Origin of the sequence: Nostoc sp. JL23 (genome assembly GCF_017115065.1) — a bacterium.
Taxonomy (GTDB): Bacteria; Cyanobacteriota; Cyanobacteriia; order Cyanobacteriales; family Nostocaceae; genus Nostoc; species Nostoc punctiforme_A.
Window position 1 is genome coordinate 49,584 of record NZ_JABXKN010000026.1, and the last position, 18,188, is coordinate 67,771.

Consider the following 18,188-nt stretch of genomic DNA (forward strand, 5'->3'; position numbering starts at 1 on the left):
GCCTGTTATATAAAACCACCAACTAATAGGGTTGCTTGTAGAAGTAAAGACATCCCGCAACAGCAAACGTGTCTAAGTTAGTTTGGAGCTTATGAATGTTGGAGAAAATTAGTACCCTCAATGGTTTTCAGGCAAACTTAGCAGACCAAGCAGCTCTGCAAGCAGCACTGGAAACTGCACTCCTGACCCATCCAGAAATTGAAGAGTGTCGGGTATTAATCCGAGAAACAGAAACCGCAGATATGTGGTTAGTTGCCTACATAATTGCATCAGGAAAATGTTCGTTGGCACAACTAAATGCATATTTGCAGGTTCATTTGCCAAACACTATCCTGCCTCAATCCTACATTTGGTTATCCAGATTGCCGCTTACCAGTGAGGGACTGATTGACGATCGCCGTCTAACTGATTTGGTGGCGATCGATATGGATTTGGTTAATCGATGGGAATCGTCTTTGCGATCGCTCCCCTCGATTAACCAAGTCGCAGTTATCGTACAAGACCAGACGAAACAACTACCACCATTACACGTTTGGGATTTGCTAGGGAATCCACAAGCAACAAAACTCAATTTTCAATTAGAGGATTCTGGAGAAAAACTAAAATCAGATGGCGTAAATCAACAATTTGAGTGTTCAAAATTTCAAATTTCTCACCCAAAAGCCAAAGCAATTAGTCATGGTGAACCTCTACAACTGGAAATAGACGCAACGACTAACTTAGCGAAACTACTTCAAAGGGCAGCGTTACAAAGCTCAAAAGGAATTAGTTACATCCAATCCGATGATACTTGCCAAAACCAATCCTATGAAAATTTATTAGACGCAGCTCAACGCATTTTGGCGGGTTTAAGAAAGTTGGGGCTTGTGCCTCAAGATAGAATTATCTTTCAATTTGACCAACCTCAAGATTTCATTCCTGCCTTCTGGGGCTGTATTTTAGGCGGATTCATCCCAATTCCTTTATCCGTTCCTCACGCCTACGATCGCTCTGATGGTTTCGCTAATAAATTAGCTCAAATCTGGCAAAGACTAGAACCCAGTTTGATGCTGACTAGCAAGCGATTAGCACCTGAACTCAAACTTTCCCTGGCAGATTTACCACTTGACAATTTGGCGATCGCTACCCTCAATGAGTTGCAATCTCACCATCCCGATCCTAACTGCTATGTTGCTGCCCCAGATGATTTGGCAGTACTGTTTCTTACTTCGGGTAGTACAGGTACGCCGAAAGCAGTTATGCAAAGCCATCGCAGTCTCATCTGTCGGTCGGCTGCCAGTGTCCAAATGAACGGGTTTACCCAAGAAGATGTTTCCTTAAACTGGATGCCACTCGATCACGTTGCCGGATTAGTATATTTCCATATTCGGGATGTGTATGTGGGTTGCCAACAAATTCATGCCGTCACCGATTGGGTGTTGCAACAACCCCTGAAATGGCTTGATTGGATGTCTGATTATCGTGTGAGTGTTACCTTTGCACCGAATTTTGCGTATGGGCTAATCAACGCCGCCGAAGCAGAACTTTCTCAGGGGCATTGGGATTTATCATCAGTGCGATACATCTTCAACGGAGCCGAAGCCATTGTCGGCAAAACTGCGAGAAGATTTCTAGAATTGCTGACAGCGCACGGACTCCCGACTACGGCAATACATCCGGCTTGGGGAATGGCTGAAACTTGTTCGGGAGTGACTTACTCTCACAACTTTTCTGGAGAATCAACTACTGATGAAGATGCATTCGTAGAAGTTGGAGCGCCCATTCCCGGATTTTCTCTGCGGATAGTTGATGCTCAAGACCAGCTCGTTGAGGAAGAAGCCATCGGACGACTGCAAGTCAAAGGATTGACAGTAACATCAGGTTATTTTGGTCAACCGGAACTGAATTCGGAGATGTTTACAGAAGATGGCTGGTTGAAGACGGGAGATTTAGCTTTCTTACGACAAGGACGTTTAACAATTACAGGCAGAGAGAAAGACGTTATTATCATCAATGGCCTGAATTACTATAGTCATGAAATCGAAGCAGTTGTGGAAGAAATTGCAGGCGTAGTTGTTTCCTACACTGCCGCAGTGGCCGTACATGATGGAGAAACTTCAGAACAACTAGCTATCTTCTTCCATGCAGGTGGCGCGAATGAAATGCAAATTTCAACGTTGATGCAAACCATTCGCCAAAAAGTTGTCCAACGTTGTGGCATCAATCCTAGCTATGTGATTCCAGTTGAGAAAGCTGTGATTCCGAAAACGGCCATTGGCAAGATCCAGCGTTCGCAACTGGTTAAACGCTTTGAATCAGGTGAATTTAAACCTATCCTCCGTCAGTTTGATATCCTCAGTGGCAATGCCAACACAATACCTGACTGGTTTTATCGCCGAATTTGGTGTGTTAAGCAGTTAAGTCACAAACATCGGGAGCCAGTTAAACTTCCGACTCAGAAATTCCTCGTGTTTCTCGATGGTCTAGGTTTAGAAAATTACCTGTGTACAGAACTCGAACGCCATAACCAATCTTATATCTGCGTTGTAGCAGGTACGGATTTTATCAAATCTGAGCGGGGCGATCGCTTTACCATCAACCCCGAAAATCCCGATCACTATCGGCGGTTGCTAGAGTCTTTGGCATCGGATATTCCCACTCAGATTTTGCATTTGTGGACATATAACGAGTTTAGGGGTCAAGTGTCTAGTCTAGAGGAACTAGAAGATGCCCAATACTTAGGATTATATAGCATTCTATTTTTAGTCCAAGCCTTAGCAAATGCCAAGGAAAAACACCAACTACTAGATATAGACATTCAGTTACAAGTCATTTCTAACAACGTCCAGTTAACTAAGAGCGATGATGCGATCGCTTATGAAAAATCTACACTTATCGGATTACTGAAAACAATTCCTTTAGAACTATCTTGGTTGCACTGTCGACACATTGACTTAGAAATTGGGTCACTGGAAACAAATGCCAACTATGTTTTTAAAGAACTAAATATTACTAAAGGTGATAGTGAAATTGCTTATCGTCAAGGTCAACGGCTAGTCTCGTCACTCGCCAAAGTCGATATGCTTGCTAGTCCAACCCAAGAAATACCAATTAAACCAGGTCAGACTTATCTGGTAACAGGCGGATTGGGTGGAATTGGGACTTCAGTTTGCCAATATTTACTTAAGCAATGTGGTGTGCGATTGCTGATTGTTGGCAGAACAAACTTACCACCAGCAACAGAATGGTCGCAGCATCTCGATCAGAATACAGCGATCGCCAAGCGATTGAAAAATTATCAAACGCTCTTGGCTGCTGGTAGTAATTTATTATACAAATCTGTTGATATCTGCAATCTAACTTGCTTGCAGCAGGCTGTCACTGAGGCAGAGTTGAGATGGAATCAACCCTTGGCAGGAATTATTCATCTCGCAGGTGAAGGCGATCTCAAACACCACTGGACGGTGATGGAAAATCACTGGATAGCGGTGGCTACATTAGAAAGCTTTCGTACTATGCTGCGCCCGAAAGTTCAGGGCACTTGGACGCTTTTTCAACTGATTCAGAATCGACCAGATGCCCTTTTCATCGGCTTTTCTTCTGTAAATAGTGTGTTTGGGGGAGCAACCTTTAGTGCCTATGCTGCTGCCAACAGTTTTTTAGATGGTTGTTGTCAGTATCAGCAATACCATTACCATCCTGATACTTACTGCTTTGACTGGAGCCAGTGGGATGATGTTGGTATGAGCGAAGGAAACCCCATCCACAGCCGGGAAGCAGCTCATCGCTTGGGGTATCAGAGTATTACTCAGGAACAGGGTTGGCGTTCCTTACTGGCAGGTTTATCGCGTCATCAATCGCAGCTGATTGTCGGTTTAGATGGCAGTAATCCCCATATTCGTCGATATCTGAAGACAGAAGTCGATAATGCCCAGAAATTAACCGCTTATGTCACCACTGTGGATGGTGCAGAGGTGCATGGTTGGGAGCAAACTTTGAGGGTTAGCGATCGCTTTGGGACTCCTAGCCATTGTGAAATTGTACAGCTTGCGGAAATGCCCTTAACACAAACGGGTACGATAGACATTGCCAAAATTATTGGCAGCAATCAGAAGCACAACCAACCTTGGCAAGTCGTTTTACCCCAAACTGACATTCAACGCCAGATAGCTCAAATATGGCAAGACGTGCTGGGCATTTCTTCAGTGAGTATCGATCGCAACTTTTTTGAACTGGGTGGCAGTTCGCTTACCTTGGTTCGGGTTCACGATCGGTTACAAAAACAATTTGGGCAACATCTGTCACTGATTGACTTATTCCAATATCCAACTATTCAGACGCTAGCAGAGTTCCTGAATCAAGCTCAAATGCCATTGCCGGAGCGATCGCAATTATCACCATCGGATCGTTTGGGTAAGATGAAAAGTACCCAGCAATTAGAAATTGCCATCATCGGCATGTCCGGGCGTTTTCCAGGAGCCAAAACACTCGATGAATTCTGGCAAAACTGCTGTAATGGCGTGGAATCGATTTCATTTTTCAGTGATGAAGAACTGGAGTTAGCCGGAATCGATCCCTCATCCTTTAATGATGCCAATTATGTTAAAGCTAGTGGTATCTTATCTGACATTGATTTATTTGATGCCGCGTTTTTCGATATCTCTCCCAAAGAAGCCCAAATCATCGACCCACAGCATCGCCTATTCCTAGAGTGTGCTTGGGAAACACTCGAAAATGCTGGTTACGACCCTGCAACTTATACAGGATTAATTGGGGTTTATGCAGGCATGGGCATGAATCTTTATGCAGGTCGAACCTACTGGAATCACAATCTTTACCCAAATCGGGAGCGACTAGAATACGTTGATGACTCGCAACTGGCGATCGCTAATGGTGCGGATTTTCTCCCTACGCGGGTTTCATACAAATTCAACTTGCAAGGGCCCAGCGTCAACGTGCAAACCGCTTGCTCAACTTCCTTAGTTGCCGTTCATCAGGCGTGTCGGAGTTTGATTCAGGGAGAATGCGATATGGCTCTGGCTGGTGCTGCGGCGATCGCAGTACCCCAAAAATCTGGTTATCGGTATCAGCCAGGAATGATTCTTTCACCCGACGGTCACTGCCGAGCATTTGACGCTAACTCCCAAGGAACAGTTGGCGGAAATGGCGTTGGCATTGTGATGTTGAAACGATTGGTAGATGCGATCGCCGATGGAGATAATATTTACGCCGTCATTAAGGGTTCTGCGATTAATAACGATGGCTCCCAAAAAATCAGCTATACGGCTCCCAGCGTTCAGAGACAGGCAGCAATGATTGCCCAAGCCCAAGCGATCGCAGATATTAATAATCCAGAAACCATTACTTACATCGAAACCCACGGAACCGGAACGACTCTCGGCGATCCGATTGAAATTGCAGCTTTAACCCAAGCATTTCGTAGCAAAACACAGAAGCAACAATTTTGCGCCATCGGTTCTGTGAAGACTAATATCGGACATTTAGATACGGCTTCAGGCATAGCAGGATTGATTAAAACAGTTTTGGCACTCAAACACCGATTGCTACCGCCTAGCCTAAATTTTAAACATCCCAATCCCAAGATTGATTTTGCTAACAGTCCATTTTATGTAAATACAACTCTATCAGACTGGCAAACAGACCAAACGCCTCGGCGGGCTGGCGTAACTTCTTTGGGTGTTGGCGGTACAAATGTCCATGTCATTTTGGAGGAAGCGCCGGAAGAGAGTAGGGGGGCAGGGGGGCAGGGGGGCAGAGGGGCAGGGGAGCAGGGGAGCAAAGAAGTAAATTTCCAACTCAAATCGCTGTTGACGCTTTCGGCAAAAAGTGAAATAGCGTTACGGGAATTAGCTGGGCGATATGTGGGGTTTTTGGAGTCTCATTCAGAAGTATCTTTGACGGATATTTGCTATACGAGTAATGTGGGGCGATCGCATTTTGACTATCGGCTGGCCTTGGTTGCCGATTCACCCGCACAACTCAGACATCAACTCACAACATTTATTGCCGAAAATCAGCGCACTCGCTCTCAGGCTCTAGGGGTAGCTTTCCTGTTCACCGGACAAGGTTCGCAGTATATTGGCATGGGACGAGAACTTTACGAAACCCAACCTGTTTTTCGGCAAGCCCTCGAACGTTGTGCTGAAATTCTGGACTCATTATTAGAGCAACCATTACTAGAAGTGCTGTATCCAGAGTTCGGGGAAAGGGAAAAGAATTTAGGGCATCACATTCTGGATGAGACTGGCTATACTCAACCTGTCTTATTTGCCTTGGAATATGCATTGTCTGAGCTATGGCAATCTTGGGGTATTAAGCCTAGTGTTGTTATGGGTCATAGTGTGGGCGAATATGTTGCTGCAACAGTTGCAGGTGTATTCAGTCTGGAAGATGGATTGAAACTCATCGCCGCACGGGGTAAATTGATGCAAGTATTACCGCAGATAGGGACGATGGTAGCGGTATTTACTGATTTGGCACAAGTCTGTGCAGCGATCGATTCATTGCCGGAGGTGGCGATCGCTGGAATCAACGCACCAAGGCAAATCGTTATCTCTGGTGCAGCTGCGGCGATCGCATCGGCTGTGGCTATCTTAGAAGCCAGAGGAGTGCAAACAAAGTCACTGAAAGTTTCCCATGCTTTTCATTCGCCGTTGATGCAACCAATGGTGGCAGAGTTTGAGCAGATTGCCCAGCAAGTGAGCTACCGTACACCAAATCCGAATATTCGCTTTATTTCCAATATCACAGGGCAATTGGCAGGAGTGGAGATTAGCACGCCTGAATATTGGGTGCAGCATATTTTGCAGCCAGTGCAATTTGCCAACAGTATTGTCAGCCTGTCAGCGTTAGGAAATTTGGCTTGTTTGGAAGTGGGACCACACCCAATTTTAGTAAGCATGGGTCGTCAGTGTATGCCAGAATCGGGACATCTGTGGCTAGGGAGCCTCAAATCCCAGGAATCGGATTGGCAGCAGATGTTGGGCAGTTTAGCGGCGTTGTATGAACAGGGAATATCGGTGAACTGGTCGGAGTTTCATCAGGGATCTGGGCATCGGCGCGTGGCGTTGCCGAATTATCCCTTTGAGCGATCGCGTTTTTGGCTTGAACCAAACAAAGATAGTAGCCAAAAAAATGTTCAACTCTCCTCTGCAAATCTTAAATCTTCTCATCCTCTGCTCGGTTCTAGATTGCACTTGGCAGACTCGAAAGAGATTCGTTTCCAGACGCAAATTAATTCTCATTTCCCCACTTTTTTAGCTGACCATCGCGTTTACGGAAAAGTAATCTTGCCAGGAACGGCCTATCTAGAGATGGTTTTAGGGGCAGCAGCGAAGGTTTTGAAATCCAAAAATTTAATTTTAGAAAATGTCCTCTATAAACGGGCATTAGTTCTATCAGAAAATGAAGTTAAAACACTCCAGCTAATTCTTCACCCAACGGAACAACAGGGATATTCCTTTGAAATTTTTAGTTGTGAATTAGATGAGGAAGATTCTTCACCCTCTTGGATGCTGCATGTTTCTGGAAATGTCACCGCATCCAATCTCAAACCATCAATGGAACTTTCTGCAACGCACTGGCTCCCCAAAGAAGTAGCTTCCCACAACCAAGCCGAACATTACCAACAGTTTCTTCAACGGGGAGTTGATTATGGTGCTAGTTTTCGGGGAGTTAAAAACTTGTGGTTGGATTCAGAAGTAGTGACAGGGGAAATTGAGTTACCCCAAATATGCGTTTTAGAAACAGACGTTTATCAGTTTCATCCAGCATTCTTGGATGCCTGTTTTCAAGTTTTGCAAGCTAAATTCCCACAAGATGGTAGCAAAGAGGCTTATGTGCCGATCGCCATCAAGCGATTGCAAGTTTGTGATCGCCCCAGCAACCGACTATGGAGTTATGCCAAAGTACATCCTAGCCAGAACAGTAACAAAACACTCATTAGCGATTTGCAATTAGTTACAGATGATAGTGAGATTCTAGCCGTTGTTGAAGGTCTGCAACTTCAAAGGGTCGCTTCGGCAACATTGACAGTCTCTCCTCAAGTTCCGCCAGACTGGTTTTATCAAATTGAGTGGCGACCTCAAGCCCGAATGGGGCGATCGCTCTCACCTGATTACCTGCTCAATCCCAAGGACATCAGCCAAAACCTGATTCCTCAATTGGCTGAACTCCTAACAACAACCTCATTAAACGACGAATTTTTACCCCAACTTGAAGCCCTCAGCTTGTCTTATGTAATCAGTGCTTTGCAACAACTAGGATGGGACTTTCAACTCGGATTGCAGTTCTCCTTTACAGAAATAGCAGAACAGTTGGGGGTGATTAGCCAGTATCACCAACTGCTACATCGGTTTCTGGATATTTTGACTGAAGCAGAGTGGCTCAGACCTCTTGATTGTGCCAACGGTAGACATCATTGGGAAGTAATTAGCGCCCTCGATCGCCAAACGCCGCAACCAGACCGACTGTTAGTCCAATTCCCTACCGGAGACACTGAGATCGCCCTAGTAGAACGCTGTGGTGCTAGCTTACCAGAGGTACTTCAGGGAAAACTTGATCCGCTACAATTACTGTTTCCCAATGGTGATTTCACCCTGCTGACGCAACTGTATCAAGATGCCCCAGCTGCTAGAGTGATGAATACATTGGTGCAAAAGGCAGTTTCCACAGCACTACTGCGAGTACCACAGGGGAGCAAGATCCGCTTGCTAGAAATTGGGGCGGGGACTGGCAGCACAACCGCTTACATTCTGCCGCAATTGAATAATTACCAAGCTGAATACACCTTCACAGACATTTCACCGCTGTTTGCAGCTAAAGCACGGGAGAAGTTTCGGGATTACCCATTTGTCCGCTATCAGGCTTTAGATATCAGCCAAGATCCAGCGACTCAAGGCTTGGAAGGCCAAAAATATGATGTGATTCTGGCAGCAAATGTGTTACATGCTACACCAGATTTACAACAAACATTGGCCCATGTCCACAGCTTATTAGCACCAGGTGGAATTCTGGTGTTGTTAGAAGTCACCGATCGCCATTGTTGGCTAGATTTGAGCTTCGGTTTGACCCCAGGTTGGTGGTTGTTTGCCGATCGCTGGTTGCGACCGAATTACCCGCTCTTAAGTAGTGCCAAGTGGCAAGATGTGTTGCAAGCGAATGGATTTACGTCGGCGGTGGCGATCGCACCTAAAAATCAAGTCATCGGTTCCCTGGCTCAGGCTGTGATTGTTGCCCAAAAAGGAACTGAGAACCACGTACAACAAAACTGGCTAATTCTAGCAGATAGTCAAGGTATCAGTCAGAAACTTGCTCGACGGTTTCAAGAACGAGGAGATACCTGTACTCTAGTTTTTCCCGGACAGGAATACGAACTGTTGAGTGAGTTCGAGTTTAGAATTAATCCTCAGAAACCGGAAGATTTTCAGCGGTTGCTTTCGCACATACTTAGCAAGCGATCGCGTCTCTCAGGGGTGGTACATTTGTGGAGCCTGGAGACTGGAGAAACCGCACCAACCTTAAGCGTCGAAGATTTGCAAACAGCAACCCGTATTGGCTGTGGCAGTACTCTGTACTTGGTGCAAGCGCTAGTTAAAAAGATGGGTATAACGCCACCTCAGTTATGGGTAATAACTAGAGGAGCAGTTGCCGATGGAGCTGGATTAGTTCAATCGCCCCTATGGGGAATGGGGAAGGCAATCGTCAAAGAACATCCAGAATTACAGCTTCGTTTGATAGATTTAGACCTCCAAGAAAATTATCGGCTAACTCAAAACCCCCTTGATGGACTATTTGCAGAGTTGACATCACCAGATCAAGAGAATCAAATTGCATTCCGTAATGGGATGCGTCAGGTGACAAGACTGGTTCCTTACCGTGGAAAACAAAATCCCAATCAAGCAGATATCCCCATCCACCCAGATAGTACCTACTTAATTACTGGTGGATTAGGGGGACTGGGACTGCTAATTGCCCATTGGTTAGTAGAACGTGGGGCAAAGCACTTAGTTCTCATGGGACGCAGGGGGACAAACGAACAGAGCGATCGCCAAATTCAGCAACTTCAGGCACAAGGTGTATCGGTGATGGTAATGCAAGCTGACGTGTCTGTGCAGTCACAAGTGGCGGAGGTATTGGCAGAAATTGACCGCAGCCACCCGCCTCTGCACGGCATTATCCATGCAGCCGGAGTTTTGGATGACGGTGTTTTACTCCAACAAACTTGGGAGCGCTTTCATCGAGTCATGGCACCGAAAGTACATGGTGCTTGGAATCTGCACGCATTAACCCAAGCTTTACCGCTCGATTTTTTCATCTTGTTTTCTTCTGCTGCTTCTGTTTTGGGTTCTGCCGGTCAAGCTAACCACTGCGCTGCCAATGCATTTTTAGACGCTCTAGCACATTATCGTCATCAATTGGGGTTATCGGGATTGAGTATTAACTGGGGAGCTTGGGCTGAAATTGGTGCAGCAGCCGAGCGTCAATTCGGTAAGCAACTCCAACATCAGGGAATGGAAATGATGTCGCCATCCCAAGGTTTACAGGCTTTGGAGCAGAGCTTTTCTTGGGAGGTTGCTCAAGTAGGTGTGATGCCACTCAACTGGCTGACATTTATGCAGCAATTCTCACCGGGGACTTGTCCGGCATATTTGGCAGAGTTTTCTCAGGTGGGGATTGCTCAATCGGCATCACCACCGCCGATGGAAATTCAGCAACAATTGCAAACTCATGACTTTGGCGATCGCTTACAGATTTTAACCATCTACCTGAAAGAAAAGATTGCCAAAGTGTTGGGTTGTTCTGTGGAGCGAGTCGATGCCAGTCAAGCACTGAGCAAAGCCGGACTAGATTCTTTGATGGCGATCGAAATCCGCAATCGCATCATCACAGAACTGGGAATTGACCTTTCTTTGGAGAAGTTTGTTGAAGGTTCCAGCATCAACCAACTAGCAGACCTGTTATTAAAACAGCTAGCCTTACAGGGACTCAACGAAAATTCGGCAACTGAAATTACTGAGGATGTAGAAGAAATAATACTATGAACCTAAATGCCCTTTTAGCCGAGCTTTCAGACCGGGGAGTAAAATTATTAGTTGATGGAGAACAACTCCGCATTCAAGCACCTAAAGGAGTTATCACTCCCGATCTACGGAATGCTTTAGCTAACAATAAAGTAGAGCTAATCCGGTTACTACACCAGAACAAAATCGGCGCTGCTTCCATCCCTTTGGTTCCGGTTTCACAAACGCAAAATGTGCCGGTATCCTTCCAGCAGGAACGCCTGTGGATTTTGGCCCAGTTAGCTGCTGTAGAATCTGCTCATAATATTGCTCAAGCCTTGCGGTTGAATGGGGATCTAGATTTAAACTGCCTGGAAAAAAGTATTAATGAAATTTTCCGTCGCCACGATGTCTTTCGGACAACGTTTGGGGTGTGGGAAGGGAATCCCGTGCAAAATATCGCTGCACCAGAACCTTTTACATTATCTGTTTTCAGTCTTGAGCATTTAGATGCAACCGAACAATTAAAAACTTTCTGGCAAATTGCCGATGAAGCAGCCGAAGCTCCCTTTGATTTAACAATCGCTCCTTTATGGCGGATTAAACTTATTCGCTTAAATGCACGCGAGCATATTCTCTTGCTCGTTATTCACCACATTATCAGCGATATGATCTCGATGGGTTTATGGATTCGAGAACTGGCGACAGCCTACAGTCATTTCTACAAGGGGCAACCTTCCCCATTACCAGAACCTGCGATCCAATATCGAGACTTTGCCGTATGGCAACGCCAGTGGCTCAACAATGATGCACTCAAAAGCGAACTAGCTTACTGGAAACAGCAACTAGAGGGGGCATCGTTTGAATTAAAATTACCCATCGACCATCCCCGACCGCCACTCCAGAATTTCCAGGGTCGGCGAAAGTTTTTTAAACTCGATCCTGTTCTGTGGGCTGCAATCAAACAACGAAGTCACGAACAAATGGGAATTACTTCCTTTATGACTTTCGTAGCGGCGTTTAAAGCTTTGATTTACCTGTGTTCTCAGCAGGAAGATATTTTAATTGGCTTTACCGCCTCTGGTCGAGTTCATCCGCAAGTGGAGTCGTTAATTGGTTTTTTTGGCTACCCTTTGTTGCTGCGTACAGATTTGTCTGGCAATCCCACTTTTGCGGAAGTACTCAGCCGAGTGCGATCGGTGTTGTTATCTGCCTATGCTCACCAAAATGTCCCCTTTGGTAAAGTCGTTGAAGTCATGGGGTCGAGTCGGGTTGCACAAGATACTCCCTTTTTTCAAACATTCCGCACCGGATTAAGCTATGTTAACAGTCAATTACCGAGCGACTTGACAAATTTACCCAATCTGACGTTTTCATTAATTGACGAAGGGATTTGGGGGCCTACTGATTTAGATTTATATACCTATATTTACGAAGTCGGAGCAGATTTACAAATAGGAATTGCATATAACACTGACATATTTGAAAGTGAAACAATCGACGCTTTTGGTAATACTTTATTCCAAATTTTAGAACAATGGGTGAAGTCAAAAGATATTCGCCTCAATGAATTTAGACTACCAACAGACCTTGATAGAAAAGCAAAATTAGCCAGGAGTCGATACCAAAAACAAAAGCTGGCGATCGCAGCTACTTTTACCGCCGATTTAGTTGCAGATTCTCTAAATTTCTGGATGCAGCAACTCAATTTACCCTCAGAAATAACCTTTGCCCCCTATAACCAGGTTTTCCAACAACTGCTGACTCCTAGTAGTCTGTTATCGCAAAATGAAACAGGAGTCAATATTGTTCTAGTGCGGTTAGAAGATTGGGTTAGGTCTGAGGATTCACAAGAGTTATCTAGTAATGAACAAAAGAATTCCATTGAGCGCAATGCTAAGGATTTAGTTATAGCATTACGTCAATCCTGCGAACAGACTCAAATTCCCCATTTGCTTTGTTTATTGCCAAGTAATTCAATAATTACTGATGCAAAAATAGCAACTTTTTTACAACAAATAGAAGCAAATTTATTAACAGAACTTGCCGATATTATTGGACTGCATATTATTAATTATCAGGAGTTAGCAACAAGCTACCCAGTAACTAACTTCTATGATTCTTATAGCGATGAAATCGGACATATTCCATTTACGCCAGCATTTTTCACAGCATTAGGAACAATGTTGGCGAGAAAAATTCACTGCCTACATAGACCGCCTTATAAAGTAATTGTCTTAGACTGCGATCAAACCTTATGGCAAGGTGTTTGTGGCGAGGATGGAGTTGAGGGCATTGTCATAGATTCATCCTATCAAGCATTGCAAGAATTTATGATTCAGCAGTGCGATCGCGGGATGTTGCTATGTCTGTGCAGTAAAAATAATCAAGCAGATGTCTTTGCTGTATTAGACCAACGTTCCGATATGCGGCTAAAGCGTCACCATTTGGCAGCTTGGCGAATTAATTGGCAGACTAAATCAGAGAACTTGAAATCACTGTCTCAAGAACTAGGGCTGAGTTTAGATAGCTTCATATTTATTGATGACAACCCCATCGAATGCGCTGAAGTCCGGCATCACTGTCCAGAAGCCTTAACCCTGCAATTGCCGACAAATGCTCCTGAAATTCCCCAATTCCTGGCTCATATCTGGGCATTCGATCGTCTAAACATCACTGTAGAGGATCGACAGCGAACGATTGTTTACCAGCAAAATCGCCAACGTCAGCAAGCGGCAAACGAATCTCTCACGTTGCGAGATTTCCTCAATAGCCTCAATCTGCAAGTGGATATTATGGAAATGCAGCCCTCCCAGCTAGATCGTGTTGCTCAACTAACGCAGCGAACAAATCAATTTAACACCACCACCTTACGCAGAACGTCGGCTGAAATCAAAGCCTTTTGCCTGTTAGACACTCATACTTGCTATGTTGTGGATGTGAAAGACCGCTTTGGGAATTATGGTTTGGTGGGAATGATGATGGTACAAACCACAGCGTCTGCACTGGTGGTAGATACCCTATTACTCAGCTGTCGAGTGTTGGGCAGAGGAGTTGAGTATCAAATGCTCAATTTCCTGGGTAAAATTGCCCTGGCACGCGGTCTGAAGCAGATCGATATTATTTACAAGCCCAGTTCTAAAAACCAGCCTATTGGGGATTTTCTAGAACAGTTGGTAGCCATTGACAAGGAACGTTTAGCAGAAAGCTACTGCTATAAGTTATCAGCAGATGTTTGTCGGGCGATCGCTATTGCTTCTGAAGGATTAGACAAAAAAGCAAAACATTCGGCATCTGAAGGGAATTTAACGCAAAGCGATCGGGCAATATCCCAGCAATCTGCCAATTACACCGCCTTATTCCAAAAAATTGCTTCAGATTGGCATACATCAGAGCAGATTCTCCAGTATATGGAGGAGTCTCAAGTTCAATACCAACAGCATCAGACATTTGTTGCACCCCACACCGAAACCGAGAAACACTTAGCTGACCTGTGGCAAAACTTACTTCACAGATCCCCACTCAGCATCTACGATAACTTCTTCGATTTGGGAGGCAATTCTTTGTTAGCAGTGCAACTGCTGTCTCGGTTGCGAGAAACCTTCCATGTAACCATACCCATTCATCAATTATTGGAAGTCCCAACAATTGCGGGAGTGGCTCAAGTAATTGAAGCGATCGCTCAGACTGGAGTGGCTGCCAATTTAGCGATCAATTTGGCAGCAGAGGCTATCTTAGATCCGGCAATTCGTCCAACGACAGCATTCAATTTTATCGCCCAACCCCAGGCGATTTTCTTAACTGGAGCAACCGGTTTTCTCGGTGCGTATTTAGTAGACGAACTCTTGCAACAGACCACGGCTAATGTTTATTGCTTAGTGCGAGCGCAGAATCTAGAACAGGGCATCCAACGTATTCAAAGCCATTTGCAAGCACATGGACTTTGGCAAGAAGAATTTCGCTCTCGCATCATTCCAGTCATTGGCGATTTGGCGTTGCCGAACTTAGGCCTGAATGAGTCACAATTCCATCAACTTAGCCATCAAATTGATGTCATCTATCACAATGGTGCTGTCGTCAATTTTCTTTATCCTTACAGCAAACTCAAAGCAGCCAATGTCCTGGGAACTCAGGCGATTTTGCGTCTAGCAGCTCAAACGAAAGTCAAACCCGTGCATTTTGTTTCGACGCTGGGCATCTTTTCTGCTCCTGCCTATGCAAATGCTAACTCCATTCAAGAATCCGATGGATTGGCAGAATTTGAAGGGTTGCAAGGGGGTTATTTACAGAGTAAATGGGTGGCAGAAAAGCTAATCATGCAGGCACGCGATCGCGGGCTTCCTGTATGCATCTACAGACCAGGTGCAATCTCCGGACACAGCCAAACGGGAATCGCCAATGTGGATGACTTCTTTTGCAGCCTGACTAAAGGCTGTATCCAACTAGGTATGGTCCCGGATTTGGAATTCCCTCTCGATTTGACCCCCGTTGATTATGGTAGCAGGGCGATCGTCCACCTCTCTCAAAACCCTGACTCCTTCGGCAAGGCATTTCACCTTGTTTCTCCTGATTGTCTGTCTTGGCGTAATTGGTGTGACTTAGTTCGGTCTTTGGGCTATTCGCTAGAGCAAGTTTCTTACCATGAGTGGTATGCTAAATTGCTACACAATGGGGAACACAATATTCCAAATGCTTTACATGCTTTCCTGCCATTGTTAGACGAACAATTATTAAAGAACGTGCAGTTACCAGCATTTGATTGCCAAAATACATTGACTGGACTTGCTGACACCAATATTATTTATCCAACTATAAACACCAAATTACTCAATATCTACTTTGCATACTTCAAAAAAAGTGGCTTTTTGATTGGAGTTTAGCTTTCTCTTGCCTCCTGCCTTATCCCAACGACAAATATTTACGCTTACCTACTTAAATCTTACTAAGAATTACTTTTATCTCAGAACTTTTAGTAGTAAAGCAAATATAAAATACCCCATCTTCTATTGGTTTTTCTAAAACTTTAGCATAAATATCAACGCTTAATTCTTTTGAAGAATTTAGTGATAAAACTAATTTAATATTACTGAATAAAGAAGGGATGATATCCTTTTCTATATCATTGGGACGTACCTCGGCTCCCTTCGTGGAAAGTTTAACTAAACTGCCTTGAAAAAGGGTTTTTTCAATGTGCTTTTCATCTAGAATTGTATATTCTATTGGTATTGCTTCAGCTAAGGCTAGTAATCTTTCTTCTTCTTGAGTTAGAAAGAGATTGTATTCTCCAATAATCCCCCTAACTTCATAAATATTTATCGGTAGTTTGATTCCTTTTACTTGTACTTGCTTTTGTCCACCGACTTTAACAATTGACTCTACTTCTCTAAATGTCGATTCTGAAATAACAATTTGTCCTCCAATTGTATAGGATTCAATACGATAGGTGAGATTCACCTGACTACCGACTACACCATATTTTGTTCGGATATAAGAACCAATATTTCCAACAACAACTTCGCCTGTGTTGACAGCTATTCCCATTTCTAATGGCGGCAGATTCCACTGTTGCATCTTTTCATTTATACTCGTCATTGCTAACTGCATAGCAATGGCACAAGCAATAGCCCTTGTAGTGTCGTCTTCTTTGGCAGTAGGCGCACCAAACAACACTAAAATACCATCACCCGTAAACTCATCAATGGTTCCTTGATACTGGGTAATGATATCTGCCATTGATGATAAATAAAAGTTGAGAACTTGAACAACCTTTTCCGGGGGTAATTGTTCAGAAATACTGGTAAATCCTCTTAAATCAGAGACGAGTATGGTGATTTTGCGCCGTTCGCCCCCAAGCTGTAAACCTTTTGGACTTTCTAATAAGGTAGTGACTACTTCTTTGCTTAAGTAACGCCCAAATGTATAACGAATTTCTCCAGCAGTACGGGCGATGTGGACTGTAATAGCGATCGCAGATCCCAACAGAGCTAATAATGGTGGTACTACAGGTATCCACCAACTGGCGATAAAGGCTGTATATGTACTAGCCAATAGCACACCTGCTGCCAAAATTGGGCTAGTTATTTTCTGGAGGGACAAAAATTTTACCCCGCCTGCATATCGCCACTGCCAAGTTAGACTTGCACCCACAAAAGACCACAGAAAAATCCATCCTATTTCTATTGGCTGCGACCAACTGTTAATTAGTGGGCGACCTACTGTAGCTGCACTGATAATTTGGCTAGCAATATTCGCGTGAATTTCTACCCCAGGCATAGGTTCTGGGGAAGTCAACAAACCACTACTATAGGGAGTGAAGAATAAATCCTCAAAACTCTCGCTGACGTTACCAATCAAAATAATGCGATCGCGTCCCCATTCTGGTGGTACTTTGTCTTCCAAAATATCTGTCATCGTGACTGTAGAAAAGCGTCTGGCTGGCCCCCTGTAATTAATTAAAATTTGGTAGCCACGGTCATCAGCTCGCACATAGCCACCATCATTAGCGGCAAAGGGGATAAATCTTGTCTTTCCTAACTGCCAATTTTTTGTCTGTCCAGAAGTTTGGGGTGCAATACCTTCGGCATCAAGATAAAGTAAAGCTAAATATAATGCAAAACTGTAAATAGTCTCTCCATTTTTATCTGTTAAGTAGAGCAAACTGCGTCTTACCTTTTTATCTGGATCTAAAACCAAATCATTTGCACCTACTTGCCCTTTATCTTTGAGTGCTGGTGGCGGGTCAATTGGCTCGCGTTGGTTATCCCCTACCACTCTTTGAATCCCGACTAAATTGGGGGTAGATGTAAATACTTTGGTTAATTCTTGATGTCCTGGTTCTACAGGTAAATCGCGGTAGATATCTAAACCAATAGCTCGTGGTTTCCTGGCTTTTAATTTTTGCAACAATTGAGCATACAGACCATCTGGAACGATTGGCTGACGAATTTTTTTCATGTCTGCAAGATTTACTCCCACAATGACAATCCGGTCATCAGGTGCTTCTTGGGGTCGCAGACGCATATATTGATCAAAAATCGCCAACTCCCAAGGCTGCATTAAACCAGCAAAGCGTAATAAGATGACTACACCAGCCACACTAGGAGTAGTAATCAAAACACCGCGCCATTGCCACAGCAGCTTTTTCCACTTTCTCCACATCATCTTTTTTGCACCAAAATTAATTTTTCA

3 protein-coding genes are annotated in these 18,188 nt (G+C 44.3%); 2 read left to right on the forward strand and 1 reads right to left on the reverse strand.

Going from position 1 to position 18,188, the window contains the following annotated elements; genetic code table 11:
• Positions 1-95: 95 nt before the first annotated feature.
• The gene (locus HWQ42_RS04070; protein WP_292809557.1) at positions 96-11,042 is read left to right on the forward strand and encodes a type I polyketide synthase; all 10,947 of its coding nucleotides are present in this window, start codon (positions 96-98) and stop codon (positions 11,040-11,042) included.
• Complete coding sequence (locus HWQ42_RS04075) at positions 11,039-15,880, forward strand: thioester reductase domain-containing protein (RefSeq protein ID WP_292809559.1); 4,842 nt, start codon at positions 11,039-11,041, stop codon at positions 15,878-15,880. Before HWQ42_RS04070 ends, HWQ42_RS04075 begins: the two co-directional genes overlap by 4 nt.
• A 52-nt stretch (positions 15,881-15,932) precedes the next feature.
• Here HWQ42_RS04075 and HWQ42_RS04080 read toward each other — a convergent pair whose 3' ends face one another.
• Positions 15,933-18,161 (reverse strand): adenylate/guanylate cyclase domain-containing protein, encoded by a 2,229-nt coding sequence (locus HWQ42_RS04080; protein ID WP_292809561.1) that lies wholly within the window; start codon positions 18,159-18,161, stop codon positions 15,933-15,935.
• Between the last annotated feature and the right edge of the window lie 27 nt (positions 18,162-18,188).

Coding starts and splice junctions, on each gene's coding strand:
- HWQ42_RS04070 (WP_292809557.1), top strand. CDS start 96: ATGTTGGAGAAAATTAGTACCCTCAATGGTTTTCAGGCAAACTTAGCA.
- HWQ42_RS04075 (WP_292809559.1), top strand. CDS start 11,039: ATGAACCTAAATGCCCTTTTAGCCGAGCTTTCAGACCGGGGAGTAAAA.
- HWQ42_RS04080 (WP_292809561.1), bottom strand. CDS start 18,161: ATGATGTGGAGAAAGTGGAAAAAGCTGCTGTGGCAATGGCGCGGTGTT.